The organism is Amycolatopsis granulosa (genome assembly GCF_011758745.1).
Classification (GTDB): domain Bacteria; phylum Actinomycetota; class Actinomycetes; order Mycobacteriales; family Pseudonocardiaceae; genus Amycolatopsis_E; species Amycolatopsis_E granulosa.
Genome location: NZ_JAANOV010000001.1, coordinates 723,810 through 747,636, shown reverse-complemented (window position 1 = coordinate 747,636; position 23,827 = coordinate 723,810). Strand labels below are relative to the sequence as shown.

General features: G+C 72.8%; 17 protein-coding genes. 16 read left to right on the top strand and 1 reads right to left on the bottom strand.

What is annotated here, in order from left to right:
* The first annotated feature begins 45 nt into the window (after positions 1–45).
* The 14 genes from FHX45_RS03645 (at position 46) to FHX45_RS03580 (ending at position 17,868) form a co-directional block, all read left to right on the top strand.
* Positions 46–1,473: an APC family permease gene (locus FHX45_RS03645; protein ID WP_167096609.1), complete on the top strand. Its 1,428-nt coding sequence runs from the start codon at positions 46–48 to the stop codon at positions 1,471–1,473.
* Positions 1,473–2,417, top strand: coding sequence for a 3-hydroxyacyl-CoA dehydrogenase NAD-binding domain-containing protein (locus FHX45_RS03640; RefSeq protein WP_167096608.1), 945 nt, complete (start codon positions 1,473–1,475; stop codon positions 2,415–2,417). Before FHX45_RS03645 ends, FHX45_RS03640 begins: the two co-directional genes overlap by 1 nt.
* Positions 2,414–2,857, top strand: a complete 444-nt coding sequence (locus FHX45_RS03635) for a thioesterase family protein (RefSeq protein WP_341771338.1) — start codon at positions 2,414–2,416, stop codon at positions 2,855–2,857. The genes FHX45_RS03640 and FHX45_RS03635 overlap by 4 nt, the downstream gene beginning before the upstream one ends.
* On the top strand, positions 2,854–3,804 hold the full coding sequence (locus FHX45_RS03630; protein ID WP_167096607.1) for an ornithine cyclodeaminase family protein: 951 nt from the start codon (positions 2,854–2,856) through the stop codon (positions 3,802–3,804). Before FHX45_RS03635 ends, FHX45_RS03630 begins: the two co-directional genes overlap by 4 nt.
* On the top strand, positions 3,801–5,195 hold the full coding sequence (locus FHX45_RS03625) for an amidase family protein (protein WP_167096606.1): 1,395 nt from the start codon (positions 3,801–3,803) through the stop codon (positions 5,193–5,195). The genes FHX45_RS03630 and FHX45_RS03625 overlap by 4 nt, the downstream gene beginning before the upstream one ends.
* A complete protein-coding gene (locus tag FHX45_RS03620) occupies positions 5,192–6,385 on the top strand; it encodes an NAD(P)/FAD-dependent oxidoreductase (RefSeq protein ID WP_167096605.1) in 1,194 nt (397 codons plus the stop codon). The genes FHX45_RS03625 and FHX45_RS03620 overlap by 4 nt, the downstream gene beginning before the upstream one ends.
* Entirely contained in the window at positions 6,378–8,792 is a 2,415-nt protein-coding gene (locus tag FHX45_RS03615; protein ID WP_208405792.1) for a CoA transferase, read from the top strand. Before FHX45_RS03620 ends, FHX45_RS03615 begins: the two co-directional genes overlap by 8 nt.
* 39 nt (positions 8,793–8,831) lie before the next feature.
* The gene (locus FHX45_RS03610) at positions 8,832–9,758 is read left to right on the top strand and encodes a beta-keto acid cleavage family enzyme (protein WP_167096604.1); all 927 of its coding nucleotides are present in this window, start codon (positions 8,832–8,834) and stop codon (positions 9,756–9,758) included.
* Entirely contained in the window at positions 9,755–10,528 is a 774-nt protein-coding gene (locus tag FHX45_RS03605) for a carbon-nitrogen hydrolase family protein (RefSeq protein ID WP_167096603.1), read from the top strand. The genes FHX45_RS03610 and FHX45_RS03605 overlap by 4 nt, the downstream gene beginning before the upstream one ends.
* A gap of 330 nt (positions 10,529–10,858) precedes the next feature.
* Positions 10,859–12,688 (top strand): glycoside hydrolase family 15 protein, encoded by a 1,830-nt coding sequence (locus tag FHX45_RS03600; protein ID WP_167096602.1) that lies wholly within the window; start codon positions 10,859–10,861, stop codon positions 12,686–12,688.
* Entirely contained in the window at positions 12,685–14,058 is a 1,374-nt protein-coding gene (locus tag FHX45_RS03595) for a glucose-6-phosphate dehydrogenase (protein ID WP_167096600.1), read from the top strand. Before FHX45_RS03600 ends, FHX45_RS03595 begins: the two co-directional genes overlap by 4 nt.
* 33 nt (positions 14,059–14,091) lie before the next feature.
* On the top strand, positions 14,092–15,831 hold the full coding sequence (gene ilvD, locus FHX45_RS03590; RefSeq protein WP_208405791.1) for a dihydroxy-acid dehydratase: 1,740 nt from the start codon (positions 14,092–14,094) through the stop codon (positions 15,829–15,831).
* A 38-nt stretch (positions 15,832–15,869) separates the two neighbouring features.
* Positions 15,870–16,892: a C-terminal binding protein gene (locus FHX45_RS03585; RefSeq protein WP_208405790.1), complete on the top strand. Its 1,023-nt coding sequence runs from the start codon at positions 15,870–15,872 to the stop codon at positions 16,890–16,892.
* A gap of 94 nt (positions 16,893–16,986) precedes the next feature.
* Complete coding sequence (locus FHX45_RS03580) at positions 16,987–17,868, top strand: universal stress protein (RefSeq protein WP_167096598.1); 882 nt, start codon at positions 16,987–16,989, stop codon at positions 17,866–17,868.
* Positions 17,869–17,916: 48 nt separating this feature from the next.
* Here the strand turns inward: FHX45_RS03580 and FHX45_RS03575 are convergent, their stop codons facing one another.
* Positions 17,917–18,150, bottom strand: coding sequence for a hypothetical protein (locus FHX45_RS03575; protein ID WP_208406436.1), 234 nt, complete (start codon positions 18,148–18,150; stop codon positions 17,917–17,919).
* A gap of 178 nt (positions 18,151–18,328) precedes the next feature.
* Between FHX45_RS03575 and FHX45_RS03570 the strand changes: the two genes are divergently transcribed.
* On the top strand, positions 18,329–20,998 hold the full coding sequence (locus tag FHX45_RS03570) for a winged helix-turn-helix domain-containing protein (RefSeq protein WP_167096594.1): 2,670 nt from the start codon (positions 18,329–18,331) through the stop codon (positions 20,996–20,998).
* A gap of 140 nt (positions 20,999–21,138) precedes the next feature.
* A complete protein-coding gene (locus FHX45_RS03565) occupies positions 21,139–23,652 on the top strand; it encodes a winged helix-turn-helix domain-containing protein (protein WP_167096592.1) in 2,514 nt (837 codons plus the stop codon).
* The last annotated feature ends 175 nt before the right edge of the window (positions 23,653–23,827 follow it).

The following is a 23,827-nucleotide window of genomic DNA, read 5'->3' as shown; positions in this document are numbered from 1 at the left end:
GGACCACGACGCCACGAACACCGGCGGGGTGAGGAGCGGACGACAATGGCTGTCGAAGAAGCTCGTCCGGAGGCGGCCGGGGAGGAATTCCGCCGCACGATGAGCTGGCGGGACGCGTTCTCGCTCGCCGTCGCGTTGCCGGCCGGTGCACTCGCGGTGCTCGGCTACTGGATCGGCGGGCTCGGCGCGTGGGCGGCGATCGCGTTGCTCGCCGTGTCCGGCCTGCTCGCCATCGGGCAGAATTTCCTCTACGCCGAGATGGCGTCGATGTTTCCCAGCAAGGCCGGCGGGATCGCGCTGTACGCCTCCGAAGCGTGGCGTTCGCGCAGCCGGCCGGCGGGTGCGGTGGCCTCGGCCGGGTACTGGATCGGCTGGTCGTTCGGGCTCGCGGGCAACGCGCTGGTGATCGGCGGGCTCATCGGCGCGCAGTGGTTCGCCGGGGCGCCGTCGCTGCACCTGGGCTGGATGCACCTCGGCGTCGAGCACGTCGTGGCCGTGCTGGCGCTGCTGTTCGTGTGGCTGATCAACACCCTCGGCATCCGGCTGGCCGTCGGGTTCAGCACCGCGGCGAACGGCCTCGTCCTGATCGTGCTGGTGGTCGCCGCGGTGACCGCGGTCGTGGGCGGGCACCTGCGGTTCGACCGGCTCGGCTGGGGTCTCGGCACGGGCGGCCAGTCCGGGTTCGTGGTCGCCTGCGTGTGGTTGTTCCTCATGGGCTGGACGGTCTACGGCACCGAAATCGCCGCGACCTTCACACCGGAGTACCGCAATCCGCGCACCGACGCGCCCCGCGCGCTGATTTCCTCCGGTGCCGCCGCACTCGCGGTGTTCGTGCTGCTGCCGGTACTGGCGGCGGGCACGACGGACGAGAGCCTGATCGCCGCCGAACCACTCGGGTTCGTGGTGGTGATGTTCGAGAACCTCTTCGGCGGCGCGGGCTGGCTCGCTGTCGTGGTGCTGTGCCTGGCCATGCTCAACCTGATGTCGGTGTCCACCGCCGACAGCGGGCGGGCCCTGCACGGGATGGCGGTGGACGGGCTCACCGTGAAATCCCTCGGTGGCCTCAACCGCAAGGCGATGCCGTCCCGTGCGATGACCGCCGGGCTGCTGCTCAACGTCGCGCTGGTGATCTTCATCGGCAACGTGCTCGGCATCGTCTTCGCCTCCAACCTGGGGTACCTGATCGCGGTCGTCATCGCGCTCGCCGGCTACGTCCTGCTCCGGCGTGACAACGTGGCGCCCGACCGGGCGTTCCGCGTCGGGCGGCTCGGGATCCCGCTGGCCGCGGCGTTCGCGGTGGTCAACCTCGTGTTCCTCGTCGTCGCCGCGCTGCACCCGGAGCTGACCGGCTACGGGAGCTGGCGCGACGAGCTCATCGGCGTCGGCGTGCTCGCCCTCGCCTTCGCGCTCTACGTGCTGCGCCGGGTCACCGACCGGCGGCGCAGCGAGACCAACGCAAGGAGTTCTGCCTGATGTGGGAATCGTCTGTCGAGCCGGGTGCGGTGCGGCGCGTCGCGTGCGTCGGGGCCGGGGTGATCGGCGGCGGCTGGGTCGCGCACTTCCTGGCCCGCGGGTTCGAGGTGAGCGCCTGGGATCCGGCTCCGGACGCCGAAGCCCGGCTGCGCCGCCTCGTCGACACCGCCTGGCCGACGCTCACCGAGCTGGGCCTCGCGGCCGGCGCGTCGCGCGACCGGCTCACCGTGACCGCGACGCTGGCCGAAGCGGTGGCCGACGCGCACTTCGTGCAGGAAAGCGCTCCGGAGGACCTGGCGCTGAAAGCGGACCTGCTCGCCCGGATCGACGCCGCCGCCCCGGTGGGGGTCGTGGTGGGCTCGTCGACCTCGGGCTACCGGATGACCGACATGCAGGCGGCCGCGGCGCACCCGGAACGCCTCGTGGTGGGGCATCCGTTCAACCCGCCGTACCTGCTGCCGCTGGTGGAGGTCGTCGGCGGGGAACGGACCGCCGCCGGGGCGGTGCGGTGGGCGGGCGAGTTCTACACCCGCGCCGGGAAAACCGTGATCGTGATGGACCGCGAGGTGCCCGGGTTCATCGCGAACCGGCTGCAGGAAGCGTTGTGGCGCGAGGCGTTGCACATGATCGACGCGGGCGAGGCCACCGTGGACCAGATCGAGACCGCGGTGATCGCCGGACCCGGGCTGCGCTGGCCGTTCCAGGGCCCCTGCACCACGTTCCACCTCGCCGGCGGCGAGGGCGGCATGGCGCACGCGCTGGACCACTTCGGGGTGGACTACCCGTGGACCCGGCTGGACGCTCCGGAGCTGACCGACGACCTGCGCACCACCCTGATCGAGGGCATCGGCGAGACCACCGGCCACCGCTCGACGACGGAACTGGTCACCGAACGCGACCGCAAGGTGATCGCCGTGCTGCGCGCGGTGCGGGGCGAGTCGTGACCCCCATCCCGCCGCTGCGGCGCGGTCTCCGTCCGGAATGGATAGACGACAACCAGCACCTCAGCGAGGCCTACTACGTCCTGTTGTTCGGCGACGCGACCGAGCACGCCATGGCGCACATCGGGATGCCGCCGGCGTACCGGGAGCGGGCGAAGTGCTCGCTGTTCACCGTGGAGGCGCACATCCGTTACCTGGAGCAGGTGCTGCCCGGCGAGGAGGTCACCGTGACCACGCAGGTCACCGAGGTCGACGGCAAGCGGCTGGTGTTCTGGCACGAGATGACCGCCGCCGGGCGGCTGCGGGCGACGGCGGAGATCCTGGGCGTGCACGTCGATCTCGTCGCCGCGCGGTCGACGCCGCTGCCCGGGGACGTCCGCGCGGCAGCGGAAGCACTGCTCGCCGACGCGCCGAAGGAGGCCGGACGGGTGGGCCGGCGATGAGGCTGCTGACCCGGACCGACATCGAGGCGCTCCTCGACATCGACACCGCGATCGCCACCCAGCGCGAGGCGTTCACCGCACTGGGCACCGGAACCGCCTGGCAGCCGGACAAGATCGGCGGCGGGCCGGCAACCGAACCATCCACGGTGTTCTGCTACGCCGCCCGGCTGGACTCCGCGACCGGACCGGTGTCGAAGTTCGGCAGTGTCAACCCCGGCAACGCTTCCCGGGGGCTGCCGACGATCCACGCGGTGCTGACCGCGCTGGACCCGGACACCGGGCGCCCGGTCGCGCTGATGGACGGCGCCGCGATCACCACGTTGCGCACCTCCGCGGCCAGCGCGGTCGCCGCCGAGCATCTGGCCCGGCCGGGTGCCCGGACACTCGCCGTCCTCGGCGCCGGCACGCAGGGCCGCGCGCATGTGCGCGCGCTGAGCCGGGTCCTCGCCCTCACCGACGTCCGGATGTGGTCCCCGCTTGCCGCGGAACGCGAGGCGAGCGCGGCGGAACTGGGGAACCCGGTGCGGGCCGTGCCGACGGCCGGGGAAGCACTCGACGGCGCCGACGTCGTGGTGTGCGCGACGCTGGCCACCGAGCCGCTGTTCGGGGCGGAACTCCTGGCGCCGGGCGCGACCGTGCTGAGCATCGGGTCGTTCGAGGAGCACCGCCGCGAAGTCGGTGCCGACGTGCTCGACAAAAGCCACGCCGTGGTCGTCGACCACCTCGCCACCGCCCGTGCGCACTGCGGTCCGGTGGTCGCGCACGGAGCGGAGCTGGAGCTGGTCGCACTGGGCGATGTCGTGGCGGGAAAGCGGTCCGGCCGTACCGGGGCGCAGGACGTGATCACCTACCTCAGCGTCGGCCTGGGGGTGCAGGACGCCGCGGTGGCCTGGCACCTGATCCGGCGCGCGGAGGACGAGCGGATCGGGACCGAGGTGGCGTGGTGACGACGAACGCGCTGCATCACCTCTCCGCGGTCGGGGCACTGCGGGCGTTCCGGGCCCGCGAGCTGTCGCCGGTGGAGCTGACCGAGGCGGTGATCGCCCGGGCGGAGCGGACCGAGCCGGTCGTCAACGCGCTGGCGTACCGCATGTTCGAAAGTGCCCTGGAGCAGGCGAAGGCCGCCGAACGGCGGTACGGCGGGCACGGCAGTCCCCGGCCGCTCGACGGACTGCCCACGGTGGTCAAGGAGGACGAGCCGATCGCGGGCCAGCCGTGGACCCAGGGATCGCGGGTCCACGAGCACACCGTCGCCGGGCACACCGCCGAGTTCATCCGGCGGGTACAGAACGCCGGGGCGATCGTGCACGCGCGCAGCACCGCGCCGGAGTTCGCGACGGCGGCGTTCACGCATTCCTCACTCTGGGGCGTGACGCGCAACCCGTGGAATCCCGAGTTCTCCCCGGGTGGTTCCTCGGGCGGTTCGGCCGCGGCGCTCGCCGCGGGATCGACGGTGCTGGCCACCGGATCGGACACCGCTGGCTCGATCCGGGTACCGGCGGCGTTCAGCGGTGTGGTCGGGTTCAAGCCGCCGCGCGGGCGCGTCCCGGTCGATTCACCGTTCCACCTCGACACCTACGTCCACTCGGGAGTCCTTGCCCGTTGCGTGGCCGACGTGGCGCTGCTGCAGAACGTGGTCGCCGGGCCCGTCGCCTACGATCTCGGCTCGCTGCCGCTCTACACCCTGCCCGCGCCGGCGGGCGGGCTGGGCGGGCTCCGCATCGCGCTGTCGGAAGATCTGGGGGACTGGCCGGTCGATCCCGATGTCCGCCGCAACACCCGTGCGTTCGCCGAGCGCCTCCGCGATGCCGGGGCGCACGTGGAGACCGTCGGGTTGGCCGTGCCACGGGAGAAGGTCCTGCGGGCGGCGGCGATCCACTTCCACCACGGCTTCGCCGCGGCGGTGGCGGGAGTCGCGCAGACCCCCTACGCGGTCGAGTTCACCCGCTGGGCGCGCGAACGCGCCGGCGGTGCGACGGTGCTCGACGGCCTGGAACTCGAAGCGGAGCTCGCCGCGCCGGTCGGTGAGCTGTTCCAGCGCTTCGACGCCCTGGTCTGCCCGGCCGCGGGCACCCGCGGCCTGATCGCCGGGGAGGATTACGTCGGTTACGGCCCCGAGGTCGACGGCCGTCCGCTCGGCCACTACTTCGAAGCGCTGCCCGCCCTGCCGTTCAACATCATGTCTTCCTGCCCGGTGCTCGCCGTGCCATCCGGTTTCGCCGCCAACGGCGTGCCCACCGGGGTGCAGATCGCCGGGCGGCCGTTCGACGACGCGACCCCGTTCCGCATCGGCGCCGCCGTCGAGCAACCGCAGATCTGGCCGGAGCCGGTGGCATGACCGGCCAGGTGATCGTCGTCGGAGCAGGCATCGTCGGGAGTGCGCTGGCCTACCAGCTCGCCCGGGCGGGCGCCGACGTCACGCTGGTCGATCCGCGGCCGGGCACCGGCGCGTCCGAAGGGAACGCCGGGCTGCTCGTCCCGAGCTACAGCCGGCCGATGGCGCATCCGGCCATGCTGGCGGAAGGGGTACGCGGGCTGCTCGGCCGGGGCCAGGACATCACGCTGCGATTCCCGGTCACGGCGGCCACCGCGGGCTGGCTCGGACGGTTCGCGCTCGCGTCCCGGCCGGGCCGGTCGTGGCGGGCCGCGAGCCGGATCGCCGCACTGGCCCACCGCAGCCGCTGGTGGTACGAACAGTTCGCGCACGAGGAGAACGTCCACTTCGGACTCAGTGCGGCCGGCACGCTCGCGGTGAGCCGCAACGCGAAGGCACTGCGCAATCACTACCGGAGCGCGGTCCGGCTGGCGCAGTCCGGCGTGACCGCCGAGCTCCTCGACGCGGCCGCGGTGGCCGAGCTGGAACCGCACCTGGCCGGTCTCGCCGGAGCGGTGCGGTTCCCCGGTGACGCACTGCTCGATCCCGCCCGTACCACCGAGGCCGTGCGGCAGGCGGCCGAGCGGCACGGGGCCCGCCTCCACCGGGCGCGGGTCGAGTCGATCCGGGCCGACGGCGTTCGCGGCGTGCACACCGACGCGGGGCCCCTTGCCGCTGACGTCGTCGTGATCGCCGCCGGGGCGGACAGCCCCGCGCTCGCCCGTACCGCGGGGGCCCGGCTGGCCGTCGAGGCCGGGCGGGGCTGGAGCGTCACCGTGCCGTGCGAACCGGTGCTGCACCACGCCGTGGTCGACCTCGACCACCACGTCGTGCTGGGCCAGCGCGGCCGGCTGCTGCGCCTGACCGGCGGGATGGAGCTCGGCGGCCGGCCACCGGCCGAGCCGGACACCCAGGGGTTGCGCCGGGCGGCGAGCCGTCTGCTGCCGCACGCCGACCTCGGCGCCGACGGCACCGTCTGGCAGGGCGCGCGCCCGATGACGCCGGACGGCCTGCCCATCACCCGCCGGCTGCGGCCCGGACTGTACGCGGCGACCGGGCACGGCCAGCTCGGCATGACCCTGGCCCCGGCCACGGCCGAAACAACCGCCGCCGCGATCCTGCGCGATCTGATCTCGAGGAGGGCTCGTGCCTGAGGAATCCACTGCGCCGCTGACCGGCATCCGCGTGCTCGACTTCGGTCAGTACGTGGCCGGGCCCGCGGTCGCGCTGATGCTCGCCGACCTCGGCGCGGAGGTCGTCCACGTCGATCCGCCCGGCGGTCCGCGCTGGCGGTCGCCGGCCGCGGCGGCACTCGGCTGCGGCAAAGCCGTCCGGCGGCTCGACCTCACCACGCCGGCCGGGCTGCGCGCGGCCCAGGGCCTCATCACCCAGGCCGACGTGGTGATCGAGAACTTCCGCCCCGGCGTGATGGCCGGATTCGGGCTCGGGCCGGCGGAGATCACCGCGCTGAACCCGCGCGCCGTGCAGTTGTCGCTGCCCGGATTCGGCGAGGGCGATCCACGGCGGGCGACGCCCGGCTGGGAAGGCGTCGTGATGGCCGCGACCGGCGGGTACACCGACATGGGGCTCAACCGGGTCCTGATGGGCGTCGACCCGTCGTTCACGCCGCTGCCGCTGGCGTCCGCCTACGCGGCGGCGCTCGGGGCGCTGGCCGTGACGGTGGCGCTCAAGGCCCGCGACCGCACCGGCCGGGGTGACGTGCTCGAAGTCCCGCTCGCCGAGGCCGTGCTGGAGGGGCTGGCGTTCAACTCACTGGCGGTGTCGGACCTGCCGCCGCGGTACCTGTCCCTGCGCGAGCACGAGATCAACCGCCGCCGCCGCGCGGGCGAGCCGATGGACCTCACCTACGACCAGGTCCAGTCGCTGCTGGACCCCTTCTACCGCAGCTACGTCTGCCGCGACGGCCGGTTGTTCTACCACTGCTGTCCCGCCCACCGCACGCACGCGGTGCGGTCGCTGAAGCTGCTCGGGCTGTGGGAAACCGTGCTGGCGGAAGGAATCCCGCTCGTCGACCCCTACACCGACAGCGGCACCTGGCCCGACGGCGTCGACTGCACCTTGCTGGCGTACCCGCTGTCGGCCCGCTGGACCGCGCGGCTGACCGAACTGATCGGCGAGGTGTTCCGCACCCGTACCGCCGAGGAATGGGAGCGCCGGTTCGACGCGGCCGGAATCCCCGGCGCCGCGCATCGCAGCACCGTCGAGTGGATCCGGTCCGGACATCCCCGCGCCGCGGGACTGGTCGCCCCGATCGAGGGCGGTCTCACCGTGCCCGGACCGGTGGTCTGGGCGGAGAACAGCCCGCCCCGGCGGACCGCCGCCCGCGACACCGAAGGCGGATTCGGCACGCCCCGGCCGGAACCGGCACCGTCCGAAGCGGACGGTGCCGACGGTGGCCTGCCGCTGTCCGGGGTGCGCATCCTCGACCTGACCAACGTGATCGCGGGCCCGATGGTCGGCGCGACCCTGGCGCGGTTCGGTGCCGAGGTGGTCCGCGTCGACCCGCCGACGCCCGGGTTCGACCCGTACCACGCCATCGTCGTCGGCCTGCACGCCCAGCGCGGGAAACGCAGTGTGCTGGCCGATCTGAAGACCCCGGCCGGACGCGAGATCCTCGACCGGCTGGTGGCCACCTCCGACGTCGTGACCTTCAACGGGACCGTGGAGCAGATGCACCGGCTCGGCCTCGACCCCGCCCGGCTCAACGCCCTGCGGCCCGGCATCGTGCTCGTGCGGATCGACGCCTACGGCGGCCCCAGTCCCGGCCCGCGGTCCGGCGCGGTCGGCTACGACGACAACGTGCAGGCCTGCACCGGGATCATGACCCGCTTCGGCGGCGGTCCCGGCACACCCGAGGAGCACGCGCACCTGGGCACCATCGACGCGCTCGCCGGGTTCTGCGCCGCGTTCGCCACCGTCGCGGCACTGATCCGCACCACCGGACGCGACCAGCCCCAGGTCATGCGGACGTCACTGGCGGCGGCCGGGCAACTGCTGCAGATCCCGTTCCTGCACGACGGACCGGGCCGCGACGACCTGCCCGAGCCCAGTGGCCCCGGGACCCTCGGCGCGTCGCCGGGCTACCGGTGCCACCGCGCCGCCGACGGCTGGTTCTTCCTGGCCGGCCCGCACGAGGACCAGGGCCACGCCTTCGCCGACCACACCTTCGCCGACCACGACGTCGATCACTGGGCGGAACTGCTTGCTCCTCGCGGTTTCGCCGTCCAGCGCATCGAGCACATCGCCACCCTGCGCGAGCGGGGCCTGGTGCGGGAAAGCGCCGGACCGGTCCCGCTGCGTTCGACCGGGGTGTTCGTGCGGCACGACCGCTACCCCAGCGGGCACGAGGTCGACCTGGTCGCGCCGCAGGCGATCCGCGGCGCCGACCTGCCGGTCCGGATGCCCTCCGACGCGCCGCGATACGGCCGGCACACCCGTGAAGTGCTCGCCGAGCTCGGCTACGGTCCCGGCGACATCGCCACGATGCTGCGCGACGGCGTGGTCAGCGAGCGCTGGAGCGAGACCTACCTCCCGGCCTGAACCCGGGATCATCCTTCCGACACCCAGAAAGGTTCCACCATGCGTGCCCCGTACGACCCGATCGTCCTCACCGCCGCTGTCACCGGGGGCGACGTCCTGCCCAGCCAGAGCCCCGCGGTGCCGTGCGGGCCGGACGCCATCGTCGAGGCCTCGGTGGCCGCCGCCCGCGCCGGGGCCACCGTGGTGCACCTGCACGCCCGCGAGGCCGACGGCCGTCCGACCGCGTCGCCGCGGATGTTCACCGAGATCGTGTCCGGGATCCGCGAACAGTGCGACGTCGTCGTCAACGTCACCACCGGCGGGTCCGTCGACATGACAGCCGACCAGCGGATCGAGGGTGTGGTCGCGTCCCGCCCCGACATCGCGACGCTCAACCTCGGCACGATGAACTTCGAGGGCTTCCCGAATCCCGCGCGCTGGCCGGCGGTGCGGCACGAGTGGGAGAAGGAGGTGCTGGAGCGGTCCGGTTCGGTCGTGTTCACCAACACGCTCGGCACCATCCGGCGGTTCGCCACCGCGTTCGCCGAGCTGGGCGTGACGCCGGAGCTGGAGGTGTACGACCTGAGCCACCTGTCGATGGCCCGGTTCCTGCTCGACGAGGGCACGCTCACCGGCCCGGTGCGGATCCAGTTCGTGCTGGGCGTGCTGGGCGGCGCCGGGGGCAGCCCGCAGGACCTGTTCGCGCTGCGCGAGGCCGCCGACCGGATCCTCGGCACGGATCTGGCCGCGGTCAGCGTCGCCGGCGTCGGATACCCCGGGCAGCTGCGGCTCGGCGCGATCGCCGCCGCGTCGGGCATGGACGTGCGGGTCGGGATCGAGGACAACCTGCGCATCCGGCGCCGTCGCCAGGCCGCGGACTCCGCGGAACTCGTCGCCGCCGCGGTCGCGATCGCCGAGCAGCTGGAACGGCCGATCGCGACCCCGGCGCAGCTGCGTGCCGAACTCGGCCTCCCGGTGACGGCATGACCACCCTCGGCCTGGCGGCCCTGCAGAGCGCCGGAACACCCCGGGACGTCGAGGCGAACCTCGCCGAGCTGGACCGCGCGGCGGCCGGGGCCTCGGCGGACGTCCTGGTGACGCCCGAGCTGTTCGTGACCGGCTACGACGTCGGAGATCTCACCGGTCTCGCCCAGCTCGACCTCACCGCGCGTGTGGCCGACATCGCGGCGCGGCACGGAGTCGCGATCGTGGCGGGCCTGCCCAGCCCCGGCCGGGACGGCAGGGTTCGCAACGACGCCGTGTTCGTCGACGACACCGGAAAGCTGCTCGCGCGCTACTCCAAGGCGCACCTGTACGGCGATCTGGACAGCCGGTTCGACCCCGGCGGCGAACCTCCGGCGCAGGTCACCTACCGCGGGGTGCGGTTCGCGGTGATGATCTGCTTCGACGTCGAATTCCCGGAAACCGTCCGCACCGCCGCGCTCGCGGGCGCCGAAGTGGTGCTGGTGCCGACCGCGAACATGGAGCCCTACCTCGGTGTCAACGACCACCTGGTGTGGACGAGGGCGTGGGAGAACCAGGTGTTCCTCGCCTACGTCAACCGGATCGGGGCCGAGGACACCACGCGCTACGTCGGGCGCAGCCGCATCCTCGCGCCGGACGGCCGGGACCTGGCGCAGTCGGGCACCGGCCCGGACCTGCTCCGCGCGACGATCGACACCGCCGAGGTGTCCCGGGCACGCAGCGACTTCAGCTACCTCGGATCGCGGAGGCCGCCGCTGTACCGGCTCGGCTGATCCGCGAACCCGGCGACGACGGTCCGCGCACCCGCGCGCCGACCCGGCAGCCCTGCGGGTTTTTCGCCGGTTCGATGCCACCCCGGTGGGCTCTGGCGTTGCGAGGTGCGCCGGTGTGCCCGCCACCCGGAGCCGCCTCCGCCCGCGATCGTGTGTCCACCTCACCCGGCGCGGGTGAGGTGGCGCTGCGGCGCACCTGTTAAGCCGGTAAGCACCGCTCTCATCCGTGCGCCGAAAATCCGGGAGATGTCATGGCCACAGTCACCGGCTCGGAGCCCGACGGCAGACGTGACGCCGGCATCCGCCGCTGCCGCAGGCGGGAGGTCCGGGATGTTCGAGGCTGATCCTCCTTTCCGCCCGGTTGCGACCCGCGACGGCTACCCGCCACTGGAGGACCTGGGGTTGATCGGCGACGGGTCGACCGCGGCGCTGGTGGGGCTGGACGGCAGCGTCTGCTGGCTGTGCCTTCCGCGTTTCGACTCCGCGCCGCTGTTCTGCGGGTTGCTGGACCGGGATCACGGCGGCCACTTCCGCATCACCCCGGAGGGGCTGACCGCGGCCCGGCAGCGTTACGAGCCCGACACCGGGGTGCTGGTCACCGAGTTGCGCTGCGCCACCGGGACGGTCCGCGTCACCGATGCGCTGGCGCTGCGCCCGGGCGCGGACCTGACCGATGACGTGCCCGCGGGCCGCGGCGAGCTGGTCCGGTCGGTGGTGGTGCTGGACGGAAGTGCCCGGCTGCGGGTGGAGCTGGAGCCCCGCGGCGGTGCCCAGGTGCGGCGTGCCGCCAGCGGGCTGGTGGTCATGCCGGCGCGGCGGCCGGACCTGCGGCTGCACCTGCGGTCCAGCCGTCCGCTGGGCGGCCTGCGCGGCACCCATGACCTGGTTCAGGGTGACTCGATGGACCTGGTGCTGTCCTGGGGCCGGGTTCACCGTCACCACCGGTTCGACGCTGCGACGATGCTGCAGGACACCGCAGGGGCGTGGCGCCGGTGGATGACGCGGTTGCGCTACGACGGGCCGGCCGAGCCCTTGGTCCGGCGGTCGGCGATCACCTTGAAGTTGTGCGACCACTGGGTCAACGGATCGGTCGTCGCGGCGCCGACGTCGTCGTTGCCGGCGCCGGTCGGCGGGGTGCGGAACTGGGACTACCGGTACACCTGGATCCGGGACGCGGCGTACACCGTGTTCGCGATGCGGCGGATCGGATTCGCGGATGAGGCCGACGCGTTCCTGGGCTGGGTTCTGGATGCCTTCGAGCGGTACCCGCAGCCACGGATCATGTATGACCTCGACGGCGGCCCGGTACCGGCGGAATGGGAGGACCCCGAGCTCGAGGGTTACCGGCGCTCCGCACCGGTCCGGTGGGGCAACGGTGCGGCCGATCAGCGTCAGCACGACGTCTACGGCGAGGTCCTGGACTGCGCCGATCAGTGGGTGCGCGCGGGCAACCAGCTGGAGCAGCCGCTGTGGGCGGCGCTGGTCAACCTGGCCGAGGCCGCGGGCGAGGCCTGGCGCGTTCCCGACCAGGGGATCTGGGAGGTGCGCAGCCAGGGCCGGGTCTTCACCTACTCGGCGGCGATGTGCCAGGTGGCGCTGGAGCGGGCCGCGGCCATCGGCGAGCGGCTGGGCCTGCGCGGACCGCTCCCGGCCTGGCGGGCGGAGGCGAGCAAGCTGCGCCAGATCATCCTGGACGAGTCGTGGAACGAGGAAGCCCGGACGCTGAGTGAGCATCTCGACGGTGGCGGCAGCCTGGACGCGAGCCTGCTGGCCCTCCCCCTCCGCGGGGTGCTCCCCGCGGATCATCCGCGGATGGCGGCCACCACCGCGGCTGTGGCGGAGCGCCTGTCGGCGGGCGGTGGCCTGCTCTACCGCTACCTGCACCACGACTCACCCGACGGTATCGCCGGTGACGAGGGCGCCTTTCTGCTGTGCAGCTTCTGGCTGGTCGACAACCTGGCCCTGCAGGGCAGGCTCGATGAGGCGGAGGAGCTGTACACCGCGTTGTGCGACCGGGCCAGTCCGCTCGGCCTGCTGCCGGAGCAGATCGACCCGTCCACGGGTCAGTTCATCGGGAATTTCCCCCAGGCGTTCAGTCACATCGGCGTGATCGCCAGCGGCGTGACGCTCAGCCGGGCCAGGGCAGGCGGGACGCGATGATCGAGCGACTGGCGATCTTCGGGGCGACCGGTGACCTCACCGCGCGCTACCTGCTGCCCGGGCTCGCCGTGCTGCGCGGTGCCGGGCACCTTCCCGACGGATTCCGGTGGATCGGCGCCGGCCGGGAGAACTGGGACACCGACGAGTTCCGGCAATGGGTGACCGCCCAGCTCGACCGGCACGGCCAGGAGCTTCCGGCCTCCGCCCGCGAGGCGGTCGTGTCCTCCGCGGATTACCGTCGGGCCGATGTCACCGACCCCGCCGGCGTCGCGGCCGTCGTCGCCGGTGACAGTCCGGTGGCCGCATATCTGGCGCTGCCTCCGGCGGTGTTCCCCGCCGCGGTCTCCGCGCTGCACGAGGCGCACCTGCCGGCGGGCAGCCGGATCGTGCTGGAGAAGCCGTTCGGCGAGGACCTCGACAGCGCGATGAGCCTGAACCGCCTGCTCGCCGACCTCGTGCCCGAGCAAGCGGTGTTCCGCGTCGATCACTTCCTGGCCATGACCACAGTCCAGAACGTACTCGGCACCCGGCTGGCCAACCGCCTGCTGGAGCCCGTCTGGAACGCCGTGCACATCGACGAGGTGGACATCCGGTGGGACGAGTCGCTGGCGCTGGAGGGCCGGGCGGGCTACTACGACGGGGCCGGCGCCCTCAAGGACATGGTGCAGAACCACCTGCTGCAACTGCTCTGCCTCGTCGCGATGGAACCTCCGATCAGCCTGGGTGAACGCGACCTGCGGGACCGCAAGCTCGACGTCCTCCGCTCGGTGCGGCCCCTGACCGACGCCGACATCGTGCACCGCACCCGCCGCGCCCGCTACACGGCCGGGCGGCTGGACGACCACGACGTCCCGGCCTATGCCGGTGAGGACGGCGTCGACCCCGCCCGGCGCACCGAGACCTTCGCCGAGCTGGAGCTGGAACTGGACAACTGGCGCTGGTCGGGAACGGTTTTCCGGCTCCGCACCGGGAAAGCGCTCGGGCGGGATCGCAAGGAGGTGGCCGTGCACTTCCGGCCGGTCCCGCACCTGCCCCTGGGCCACGGCGGGGAAGCGCTGCCCAACGTGCTGCGGTTCGGGCTCGATCCCGAAACCGTGACCCTGGAGCTGACCGGCATCGGGGCCAACGCCAACGTCCTGGCCCCGCTGACGCTCACCGCCCGGATCGACCCGCCCGAGCTGCCCGCGTACGGCCGGCTGCTGCTCGACGTCCTGGACGGGAACGCGGCCTTGTCCATCCGCGGCGACGAAGCCGAGGAAGCCTGGCGCGTCCTGACCCCCGTGCTGTCCGCCTGGGCCAAGGATCTCGTCCCGCTCGAGGAGTACCCCGCGGGCTCGGACGGGCCCGGACCGCAGTCAACAACCAGCTAGCCGCCCGCCGGCGCGGAAGGGAGGGCAAGACCGATGGAACCGAGCCGGCCGATGCTGCGCAGCCAGCGACTGCGCATGGTCAACCACCAGGGAGACGCGCTCCGCCTCGGGATGAACTGGACCGAGGAAGATCTGGGCAAGCCGCAGGTACTGGTCGACAGCGCGTACGGGATGGGGCACCCGGGCACGTTCCACTTCCGGGAGCTGATCGAGGAGGTCAGCAACGGCGTCTACGAGGCCGGCGGGAAACCGGGTGTCTTCACCGTCAGCGACATCTGCGACGGCGTCGTTCAGGCAACCGAGGGCATGAGCTACTCGCTCATCTCCCGCGACATCATGGCGGCCATGGTCGAGATCCATGCGCTGGGGCATCCCCACGACGGCATGGTCCTGATCTCCGGCAACGACAAGTCGGTGCCCGCTCACCTGCTCGCCATCGCCCGCTGTGACCTGCCGGCGATTCACCTGCCCGGCGGCACGCAGCTGAACGCCCCCGACTACGTGACGTCGAACAAGATGTGGGAGATGGGCGCCGCGGTCGAACGAGGCGAGCTTCCCCGCCGGGACCTCGAGAGCGCGCAGCGCGGCGCCTGCCCGACCTGCGGGGCCTGCCAGTTCATGGGCAGCGCCAGCACCGGGCAGGTGCTGGCCGAGGCACTCGGCCTCGCCCTGCCCGGATCCGCGCTCGTTCCGGCACCGCTGACCAAACTGCTGCGCTACGCCCGCGCGACGGGTAAGCAGCTCGTCAGCATGATCGACAAGAACCTGACGGCACGGCGCATCCTGACCCGTGAGGCGTTCGAGAACGCCATCATCATCCACGCCGCCGTCGGAGGATCGACCAACGCGCTCCTGCATCTCCCGCCGATCGCCAGGGAGGCGGGCGTGGAGATCACCATCGACGACTTCGACCGCATCCACCGGCGGGTCCCGGTGCTGGCGAACGTCAAGACGACCGGCCGCTACCCGGTCGAATACTTCTGGTACGCGGGCGGGGTTCCCGCGGTCATGCTCGAGCTCCGGGAAATGCTGCACCTGGGCTGTCTCACCGTGACGGGCAAGACGCTCGGGGAGAACCTCGAGGACATCGAGCGCGATCCCTACTTCTTCGCCGAACGGCGCGGCTACCTCAACAACGTCAAGGTCGAGCGGGACGAGATCATCCGCCCGCGGTCCGACCCGTTCAGCGCCGACGGCGGCGTGGCCGTGCTGTACGGCAACCTCGCACCCGGGGGCGCGATGATCAAGACCTTCTCGGTGCCCGAGGAAATGCATGTCCACACCGGACCGGCGCGCGTGTTCGACTTCGAGGAGGAGGCGGTCCACGCGCTGGTCATGCGTCAGATAGCACCCGGGGACGTACTCGTCATCCGCTACGAGGGACCGCGGGCGAACGGCATGCCGGAGATGTACTACGCGGCCGCCATCCTCTCCGCCGACCGCGTTCTGAACACCACCACCGCGATCGTCACCGACGGCCGCTACTCGGGCGCGATGAGAGGCCCCTGCATCGGGCACGTCGCACCGGAAGCACTCGATGGCGGCCCCATCGCGCTCATCGAGGACAACGACCTCATCGAGATCAACGCACCCGAACGGCGCCTGGCGATCGTCGGGATCAAGGGCGAGCACCGCCCGGCGGACGAGGTCGAGGCGGTGCTGGCGGAGCGGCGCGGCATCTGGAAGCCGCCGCAGCCCCGCCACAGCAGCGGAATCCTGTCGTTGTACTCACGCGTCGCCGGCAGCACCGCCGAAGGAGCCTCGATCACCTAGGACAACCACCGCCCTCCACCGCGCGAAGGTGCCAGGAAATGACACATCACATGCGGCAAACCGTCGTCATCGCCGACTACGACTACGGCGACGTGGACATCGAGCGAGCGATCATCGAAGGCGCCGGCCTCCGGCTGGTCGCCGCCGACTGCAAGACCGAGGACGACGTCATCGCGGCCGCCAGGGACGCCGACGCGGTCATCGCCCAGTACGCCACCGTCGGCGCCACGGCCATCCACGAGTTCACGCGGTGCAAGGTCATCGCGCGGTACGGCACCGGCGTCGACATCGTCGACGTGGACGCGGCTACCCGGCGCGGCATCCTGGTGACCAACGTCCCCAGCGACTGGTGCGAGAACGAGGTGGCCGACCACGCCATGGCCCTGCTCCTGGCCTGCGCCAGGAAGATCGGTGTCTACGATCGCGCGACCCGCGCGGGGACCTGGCGGTGGCAGGCCGGCCAACCGGTCCAGCGGCTGCAAGGACACACCCTGGGGCTGCTGGCGTTCGGCGCGATCGCGCAAGCGGTCGCGGCCAGGGCACACGCGTTCGGCATGCAGGTCGTCGCGCACGATCCGTACCTGGCTTCCGGGGACGTGGCGGCGCACGGCGCCCAGCCCGTCTCGTTCGACGAGCTGATCGACCGGACGGACTACCTGGTGGTCCAGGCCCCGCTCACCCCCGAGACACACCACCTCATCGGCGAGCCGGAGCTCCGCCGCATGAAGCCGACATCGATCCTCGTCAACACGGCCCGCGGGCCCATCGTCGACGACAAGGCCCTCTACGTGGCGCTGAAGGAGGGGTGGATCGCCGCCGCCGGTCTGGACGACATCGAGGAAGAACCCGCCAAGCAGCGGGACTGGGAACCGGTCAACCCGCTGTTCGGCCTGGACAACGTCATCATCACGCCGCACGCGGCCTACTACTCCGAGGAAGCGATCCGCACCGTCCGCGACTTCGCCGCCTGCGAGGTGACGCGAGTGCTGACGGGGCAGCCGCCACTCTCGCCGGTGAACGCGGCCGAACTCGCCGCTGCTCATCCGGGACGGTCACGATGAACGGCGGAGGTGGATCTTCGAGCACGGTGAGCCACCCGGGGAACCAGTGCCGCGGCGACGGTGCCGTCGACCAGTGGGAAGGACGGTGGCGGGCATGACCGCGCCGGCGCGCAGTGTGGTCGTCGGAACGGACGGGTCAGCAGGTGCCGGGGAAGCGGTGCGGTGGGCGGCGCGGATGGCGTCGCACCGCAACCTGGATCTCCTCATCGCACACGCCATGGAGGCGACCGCCCGGTTCTACGGTGCCGGTGTCGCCGTGATGGACGAGTTGTTCGACCTGGCCCAGAGCGCCGCGGAACGCATCGTCACCGACGCCCGCCGGGTGGCGCTCTCGGTCGACGGCACGCTCCCCGTGGCCACGGAGGCGGTGTCCGAATCAGCGGCGGCGCTCCTGGTCGACCTCTCGCGCACGGCGCGGATGGTCGTCCTGGGAAACAGCGGCCTGAGCGCTGCCGGCGGAATGCTCCTGGGATCGGCGGTGGCGACGGTGGTGAGCCAGGCGCACTGCCCCGTTGCGGTCGTCCGTGACCGGGACGGGACCGTACCGACCGGCGGGCCGGTGGTGGTGGGCGTCGACGGCAGTCCCACCAGTGAGCAGGCCGTTGGTGTCGCCTTCGAGGAGGCGTCCTACCGCGAGGTGCCGCTGGTCGCGGTGCACGCGTGGAGTGACATCACCAGCGGGGTGGACCGGTATCTCCGGTACTGGGAATTCATGGAACCGGATGCTCGGCGACTGCTGGCACAACGCCTGGCGGGCCGGCAGGAGGAACACCCGGACGTGGAGGTACACCGTCATCTGGTGCCCGCCGACCCCCGGACGGCGCTGCTGGCGGAATCCGGCGGAGCCCAGCTGGTGGTCGTCGGCAGCCGTGGCCGCGGCGGATTCAAGGGACTGCTGCTGGGCTCGACGAGCCAGGCACTGGTCCGGCGCGCGCGATGTCCGGTTCTGGTCGTCCGCCCCGAACCGCCGGCGTGATCGACCAACCGCGGGAATCGGCCGGGTAGTTCCGCGGAGCCTCCGCAGTCACTCGTCGCCGCTCGCCGTCCGGGGGAGCTCGGGAATGCGGTGCACCGACACGATCTGGAGACCGAAGTCCTCCAGCAGCAACAGCAGCCCGTGCAGGTGTGCCTGGTCGGAGACCGCGCCGTAGATGATGGTCTCCGGCGGAGCCGGGACGACGCTCACCTCACTGAACTCACCCACCGCCTGACGCAGGTGCGGCGAACACCGCCCGTGCACCCGGAACTCGTAGTTCATCTCCGGCACGACTCCGCCTCCTCGATCAGGTGCTGCCGGCGTCCCCACGTCCGGCCCGCAGTGCCACACTCCAGGCCCGGCGCGTCGCTTTCCTCGCCCGTGGTGGGTGAGATGTGGACTGCCGCTGGAAACTCACGCGCGGGGTGCCCACACTGGGTTACCGGCGAGAGGGAATGCGATGCGGGACCCGGGGAACGGGGAACGACGCAGGCGCGTGCCGCAGACGAAGATCGCGGTGCCCGACCTGCCGGTGCACTTCGTGTCGCGTCCGCGGCTGCTCGCCCTGCTCGACCGCGCCGCCACGTCGCCGGTGTCGATCGTGTGCGCTCCCGCGGGCGCGGGCAAGACCCTGCTGCTCGCCGAATGGGCACGCCGGGCCGCGCCCGTTCCGACGGCGATGGTGTCGCTCGACCCGGACGACCGCGACGACCGCTGGTTCTGGTCGGCGGTTCTGGACGCGCTCGCCGCTCAGGCCGACATCCCGCACAGCAGCCCGCTGCGCACCCTCGGCGTGCCCGGGCACCCGGGTTCCGCTCCCGGGTTCCTGGCCGACGTGGTCGACGCGCTGGACGCATTGCCGAGGACCGTCGCCCTGATCCTCGACGGCGTGGAGGTGCTCGGCGAGGCGGGTTCCCGGACGGCTCTGGAAGCCTTGGTCCGGCACCGGCCCGCCGGTCTCCGGTTGGTGCTGTCCGGACGATGCGCACCGCCGGTTCCGCTGGCCCGCCTGCGGCTGACGGATCGGCTCGCCGAGGTGGGTGCCGGCGACCTGCGGTTCACCCCGGCGGAGGCGCGCGCATTGTTCTCCATCACCGGCGCCCGCGTGCCGCCCGGGGCGCTCGACCGGCTGCTCGCCGAGACCGGAGGCTGGGCGGTGGCCCTGCGGCTGGCGGCCGCGTCGGCGGTGCGGGAGGGCGGCCTCGACGGCTTCCTCGCCGGACACGACCGGGCACTGGCGGAGTACCTGGATCAGGAGGTGCTCGCCGGGTTCGACGACGACGTGGGCGACTTCCTCCGCCTGGTGAGTGTGCGCGGGGACACCTCACCGGAGCCGGCGGCCGCGCTGACCGGACGGTCCGACGCCGCGGCGGTGCTGCACGATCTCGCGGCCACCGGCGGCGTCGTGCGGGAGTCCGACGGTACGGACAGCTACCGGATCCTCCCGTTGCTGCGCACCTACCTGCTCGCCGATCTCGGCAGGCGCGACCCGGGGCTGCTGGCCGCGCAGCACCGCCGGGTCGCGGCCTGGTTCGAGGGCCGCGGCGATGCCGGGCGGGCGCTGGAACACTCCGCCCGGGCAGCGGACACGGAACGCGTGGTGGCGCTCCTGCGCACCGACGCCGTGCGGCTCTTCCTGGCCGGCGAGCACGCGGCGCTGCGGCAGGCACTCGGCGTGCTCGACGACGGCCAGGTGGCGCGGAGCCCGCACCTGGCGTTGATCGCGGCGGCACTCAACCTGGAAACCGGCGGAACCGGGACCGCCGAGCTGCACCTGCGCCACGCCGAGGACGCGTGGCCGCCCGATCCGGCGCCGGAACTGGTGGTGCTCAGACAGCTGACCTTGTCCCGCCGGGCGCAGCTCGACGGTGACCACGCCGAGATGAGCCGCGCCGCCCGGGCGGTGGACCTCGAACTGGCCCGCGACACCGAGCTGGCGGCGCTGGCCGGGCTGGAACGCGCGACGGAGGCGCTGCTGAGCGGTCGTCGTGGCGGGACGCAGGACCAGGTGGACATCGCCGCGCGACGGGCGCACTCGGCCGGTCAGCGCCACGTCGAGGTCCGCGCGCTGACGATGCTCGGCCAGCTCGCCGTCCTGGACGGCGATTTTCGCGTGGTGGACCGGATCGGCGACCGGGTGGGCGAGGCCGGCACCAGTGCCGAGGGGTCGATCGACAACGCCATGATCGGGGTGGTTCGCGCCTACCGTGCTCTGCTGCGGGCACAGCCCGCGGAGTGCGTGCGGCTGGTGGAGCAGAGCAGCCGCGCGGCCGACGGCGCCACTGCGCGCATCGGGCTCAACCTGCTCACGACCGCGGAGATGCTGGGGGGAGCGGCGCAGTTCGACGCCGGCGACCCGCAGGGTGGCCTGCGGCGGATGCGCCGGGCGCGCCTCGGGCTCGCCGACCGGGCGCTGCAACCGGAGTACGCGGCGGTCTCGGGTGTGCTGGAGCACCGTGCGGCCTTGCTGGTCGGTGCGGCCGACCACGCCCGCGAAGTGGTGGACTGGTGCCGGAGCCGGATCGACGGCACCACCGAGCTGCACCTGGTGCAGTCGCGCGCGCAGATCGCGCTCGGCCGGTACGTTTCCGCGGCCAAGGCGCTGCAGCCGGCTGTCGATGGCGGCGCGCCGGCTGTGCTGCCGTGGTCCGGCATCGAGGTTCGCCTGCTGCGCGCGCGGATCGCGGTGCACGACGGCGAATCCGACCGCGCCCGCCGGCTCGTGACCGGCGCGCTGTCCGACGCCGAGCGCCTGGATGTGTGGTGGCCGTTCGTGTTCGCGACCGACGAGGTGATCACCGTGCTGACCGGCCTGCTCGGCCGGATCGGGGCAAGCGAAGGCTTCGCGGCGAAACTCCTGGCGCGCAGGAGGAACCTGCGGGTCAGCGCGATCCCCGATCCGCTGACCGATCGTGAACGCGCGGTGCTGCGGCTGCTGCCCACGCTGCGCTCGGTCGAGGAGATCGCCGAAGACCTCACGGTGTCACCCAACACCGTGAAAACCCACATCCGCGGCATCTACGCGAAGCTCGGTGTGAACCGGCGGCGGGACGCCGTCGGGATCGCCGTCGCGCAGGGACTTCTCGGTGTCAACGGCGCGGAATCGGCGGAACGGAGCGACGACCGCTGAGGGATGTCGGCCCTACCGGGCCCACGCGTCCCCCGGTACGTTCGGCCGTGATGCGGGAGAGGAGTGCGGACCGGACGGCGGCCGGGCGATGGACTGTGCCGCGTACGAAGGTTGTGCCGCCGCGGCTACCGGGAAACTTCGTGCCACGGCGTGGTCTGTGCGACCTGGTCGCGCGTGCCGTCGCGGCCAGCCCGGTCACCCTGGTGTGTGCGCCCGCGGGATGTGGCAAGACACTGCTGCTGGCCGAATGGATGTGCACGCGAACCCGGGATGTGGTGTGGGTTTCACTCGACCACGACGACGATACGGCCGAGCGGTTCCTGGCTTCCCTGCGGTTCGCCATCGGGGAATGCGGGCCCGGCCGGCGGGAACTCGTGCGGCCCGGCAGGTTCGCGCCGCCCGGCGACGTCGCGTCGACGGTCGCCGAGCTCGTCGAGACGATCGAGGCTCTGCCCGGCGAGCTGGTCGTGGTGCTGGACAACGTGCAGGAGCTGCCCGGCCAGGACGTCGTGCGCGTGCTGGCGTCGCTGATCCGCCACCAGCCCCGCAACCTCCGGCTGGTCCTGGCCGCCCGGTCGGATCCGCTGCTGCCGCTGGCCAGGCTGCGGGTCCAGGGCCGGTTGAGCGAACTGCGGGCGGACGCGCTGCGATTCGGCCCGGTCGAGGCCCGGGAGCTGCTCGAGCGTTCCGGGGTCGTGCTCACCGAGGATCAGCTGCGGCGGCTGGTGGCCCAGACGGACGGCTGGGCGGCCGGGTTGCGCCTGGCCGCGCGATCCCTGCGCGCCGCCGGGGACCCCGAACGTCTGCTGCCGCACTTCGCCGACGACGATCGTGCGACGGCCGACTTCCTCACCGGTGAGGTTCTGGCGCAGCTGCCCGGGGATTCCCGGGAAATCCTGGCGATGGTGAGCGTGAGCGACCAGGTGACACCCCGGCTGGCCGCCTCGCTGAGCGGCCGGGACGACGCCGGGGCCGTGCTCGCCGGACTGGAGCGGGAGGGCGTGCTGGTCACCGCGGTCGAGGGTGAGCAGCCGTGGTACCAGCTCCACCCCATGCTGCGGACGTACCTGCGGGCCGAGCTCACCCGCCGTCAGCCGGATCTGGTCACCGCGCTGCACCACCGGGCCGCGCGCTGGTTCGCCGGGCAGAACCGCCCGCGGGAAGCGTTGCAGCACGCCGAGCGGACCGGCGACGAGCGGGCCGCCGCGGACCTGTTGCACGACCGCGGACTGGACGTGCTGCTGGACGGCAGGCCCGGGCTGGTGCTGCGCGGGCTGACCGCGGCCGGGACCACGGTCGCGCGGGATCCCTGGCTGCTGCTCTTCTCCGCGCTCGCCCACCTCCAGCTCGGTGAGCTCAGCACGGCCGAGTCGGACATCGCGCGCAGCGCGCGGGTGTGGCCTGCGGGGCCGGACGAGCGGCTGGCGGCCTTCCGGCGCCTGGTGGTGTCCGCGCACGCGCTGGCCTGTGGCCGTGCGCCGGTGCCGGGGGCGGACGGGGCCTGCTCCTCGCCGGCGATGGAGGCGTGGGCACGCCTCGACCGTGGCGTCGCACTGCTCGTCGCGGGTGACCATCGCGACGCGGCGCACGAGCTGGCGGCCGCCGGCCGGCTCAGCGACGAACAGGACCTGCATTACCTGACGGTGCACACCACGACCGCGCACGCCCTGCTCGCGGCCGCCACCGGCGACCACCGCGCGGTGGCCGAGGCGAGCGAACTGGCGCTCACCCTCGCCGGCAGGGGCACGTGGGGACGGGCGCCCTGGCTGGCGGTGTGCCACGCGATGCTCGGCTTCGTCCGGCTGTTGCGGTGCGACCTGCGCGGCGCACTGGCCTGCGCCGCCGCCCTGGCGGGCGTCGAGCCACGAGCGCTGCGTTTCGCCGGCGCGGTGCTGGAGGGTGTGGCACGGTTCGACAGCGGCGACCGGGTGATCGGCCTGAGACTGCTGCAGGACAGCCGGGCCGCCCTGTCCGGCGCTCCGCTGCCACCTCCGCTCGCCGCGAGCGTGATGATGCTCGAACACCAGTGCGCGCTCGACCTGGCGCAGACCGCGCACGCCCGGGACGTCGCCGAGTGGGGCACCCGCCGTCTCGGCCGGGCCGCCGAAGCGCACGTCATCGTGGCACGCACCCAGCTCGCCCGGGGTGACCTCCAGGGGGCCGACCGTGCCGTGCGCGCGGCGCGCGAACCCGGGGGACCCGCGCTCGCCGCCGGCACCGACGTGGAACTGGACCTCCTCGACGCGGCCACCGCCCTGCGCCTCGGATGCCGCACCAGGGCCCGGGACCGGCTGGAGGAGGCGCTCGCCCGAGCCGTGCCGGTCGGGCTCATCCGCCCGTTCACGCACGCCGACCCGGAGGTGAAGAAGCTGCTGCTCGATCAGATGGGCGGGTTCGGCGACTCCGAGGCGCTCGCCACGCGGATCCGCGCCGCCGTGGCCGGCCCCGGCACGGCCACGGCGGTGACGCTCACCGGACGGGAACGCGCCGTGCTGACGCACCTGACCTCACCGCAGCGGCTCGACGAGGTGGCCTCGCAGCTGCGGGTGTCGGTGAACACCGTGAAGACCCACGTCCGCGCGATCTACGCCAAGCTCGGCGTGAACAACCGGCGGGCGGCCGTGGTCGCCGCCCGTGAGCTGGGCCTCGGCTGAGCGGTGGCTGAGCGGTGGCGGTGGCCCCAGGAGGCTCCCGCGTTCCCCGCGATCGCCAGGACGGCCCCGGACGAGTTCGCGCTCCGGGCGAGTGAGTGCACGGCTCGGGGCTGCGGGTTCGTGGGGTCCTGGCGCCTGCCCGGCGAGCTCGGTCCCGCACTCTCCCGGCAAACGG

What these genes read in the sequence shown, in the direction of transcription:
- FHX45_RS03580 (WP_167096598.1), top strand. Translation starts at nt 16,987, where the DNA reads ATGACCGCGCCGGCGCGCAGTGTGGTCGTCGGAACGGACGGGTCAGCA.
- FHX45_RS03630 (WP_167096607.1), top strand. Translation starts at nt 2,854, where the DNA reads ATGAGGCTGCTGACCCGGACCGACATCGAGGCGCTCCTCGACATCGAC.
- FHX45_RS03610 (WP_167096604.1), top strand. Translation starts at nt 8,832, where the DNA reads ATGCGTGCCCCGTACGACCCGATCGTCCTCACCGCCGCTGTCACCGGG.
- FHX45_RS03640 (WP_167096608.1), top strand. Translation starts at nt 1,473, where the DNA reads ATGTGGGAATCGTCTGTCGAGCCGGGTGCGGTGCGGCGCGTCGCGTGC.
- FHX45_RS03585 (WP_208405790.1), top strand. Translation starts at nt 15,870, where the DNA reads ATGACACATCACATGCGGCAAACCGTCGTCATCGCCGACTACGACTAC.
- FHX45_RS03605 (WP_167096603.1), top strand. Translation starts at nt 9,755, where the DNA reads ATGACCACCCTCGGCCTGGCGGCCCTGCAGAGCGCCGGAACACCCCGG.
- FHX45_RS03645 (WP_167096609.1), top strand. Translation starts at nt 46, where the DNA reads ATGGCTGTCGAAGAAGCTCGTCCGGAGGCGGCCGGGGAGGAATTCCGC.
- FHX45_RS03570 (WP_167096594.1), top strand. Translation starts at nt 18,329, where the DNA reads ATGCGGGACCCGGGGAACGGGGAACGACGCAGGCGCGTGCCGCAGACG.
- FHX45_RS03620 (WP_167096605.1), top strand. Translation starts at nt 5,192, where the DNA reads ATGACCGGCCAGGTGATCGTCGTCGGAGCAGGCATCGTCGGGAGTGCG.
- ilvD (WP_208405791.1), top strand. Translation starts at nt 14,092, where the DNA reads ATGGAACCGAGCCGGCCGATGCTGCGCAGCCAGCGACTGCGCATGGTC.
- FHX45_RS03600 (WP_167096602.1), top strand. Translation starts at nt 10,859, where the DNA reads ATGTTCGAGGCTGATCCTCCTTTCCGCCCGGTTGCGACCCGCGACGGC.
- FHX45_RS03575 (WP_208406436.1), bottom strand. Translation starts at nt 18,150, where the DNA reads ATGAACTACGAGTTCCGGGTGCACGGGCGGTGTTCGCCGCACCTGCGT.
- FHX45_RS03595 (WP_167096600.1), top strand. Translation starts at nt 12,685, where the DNA reads ATGATCGAGCGACTGGCGATCTTCGGGGCGACCGGTGACCTCACCGCG.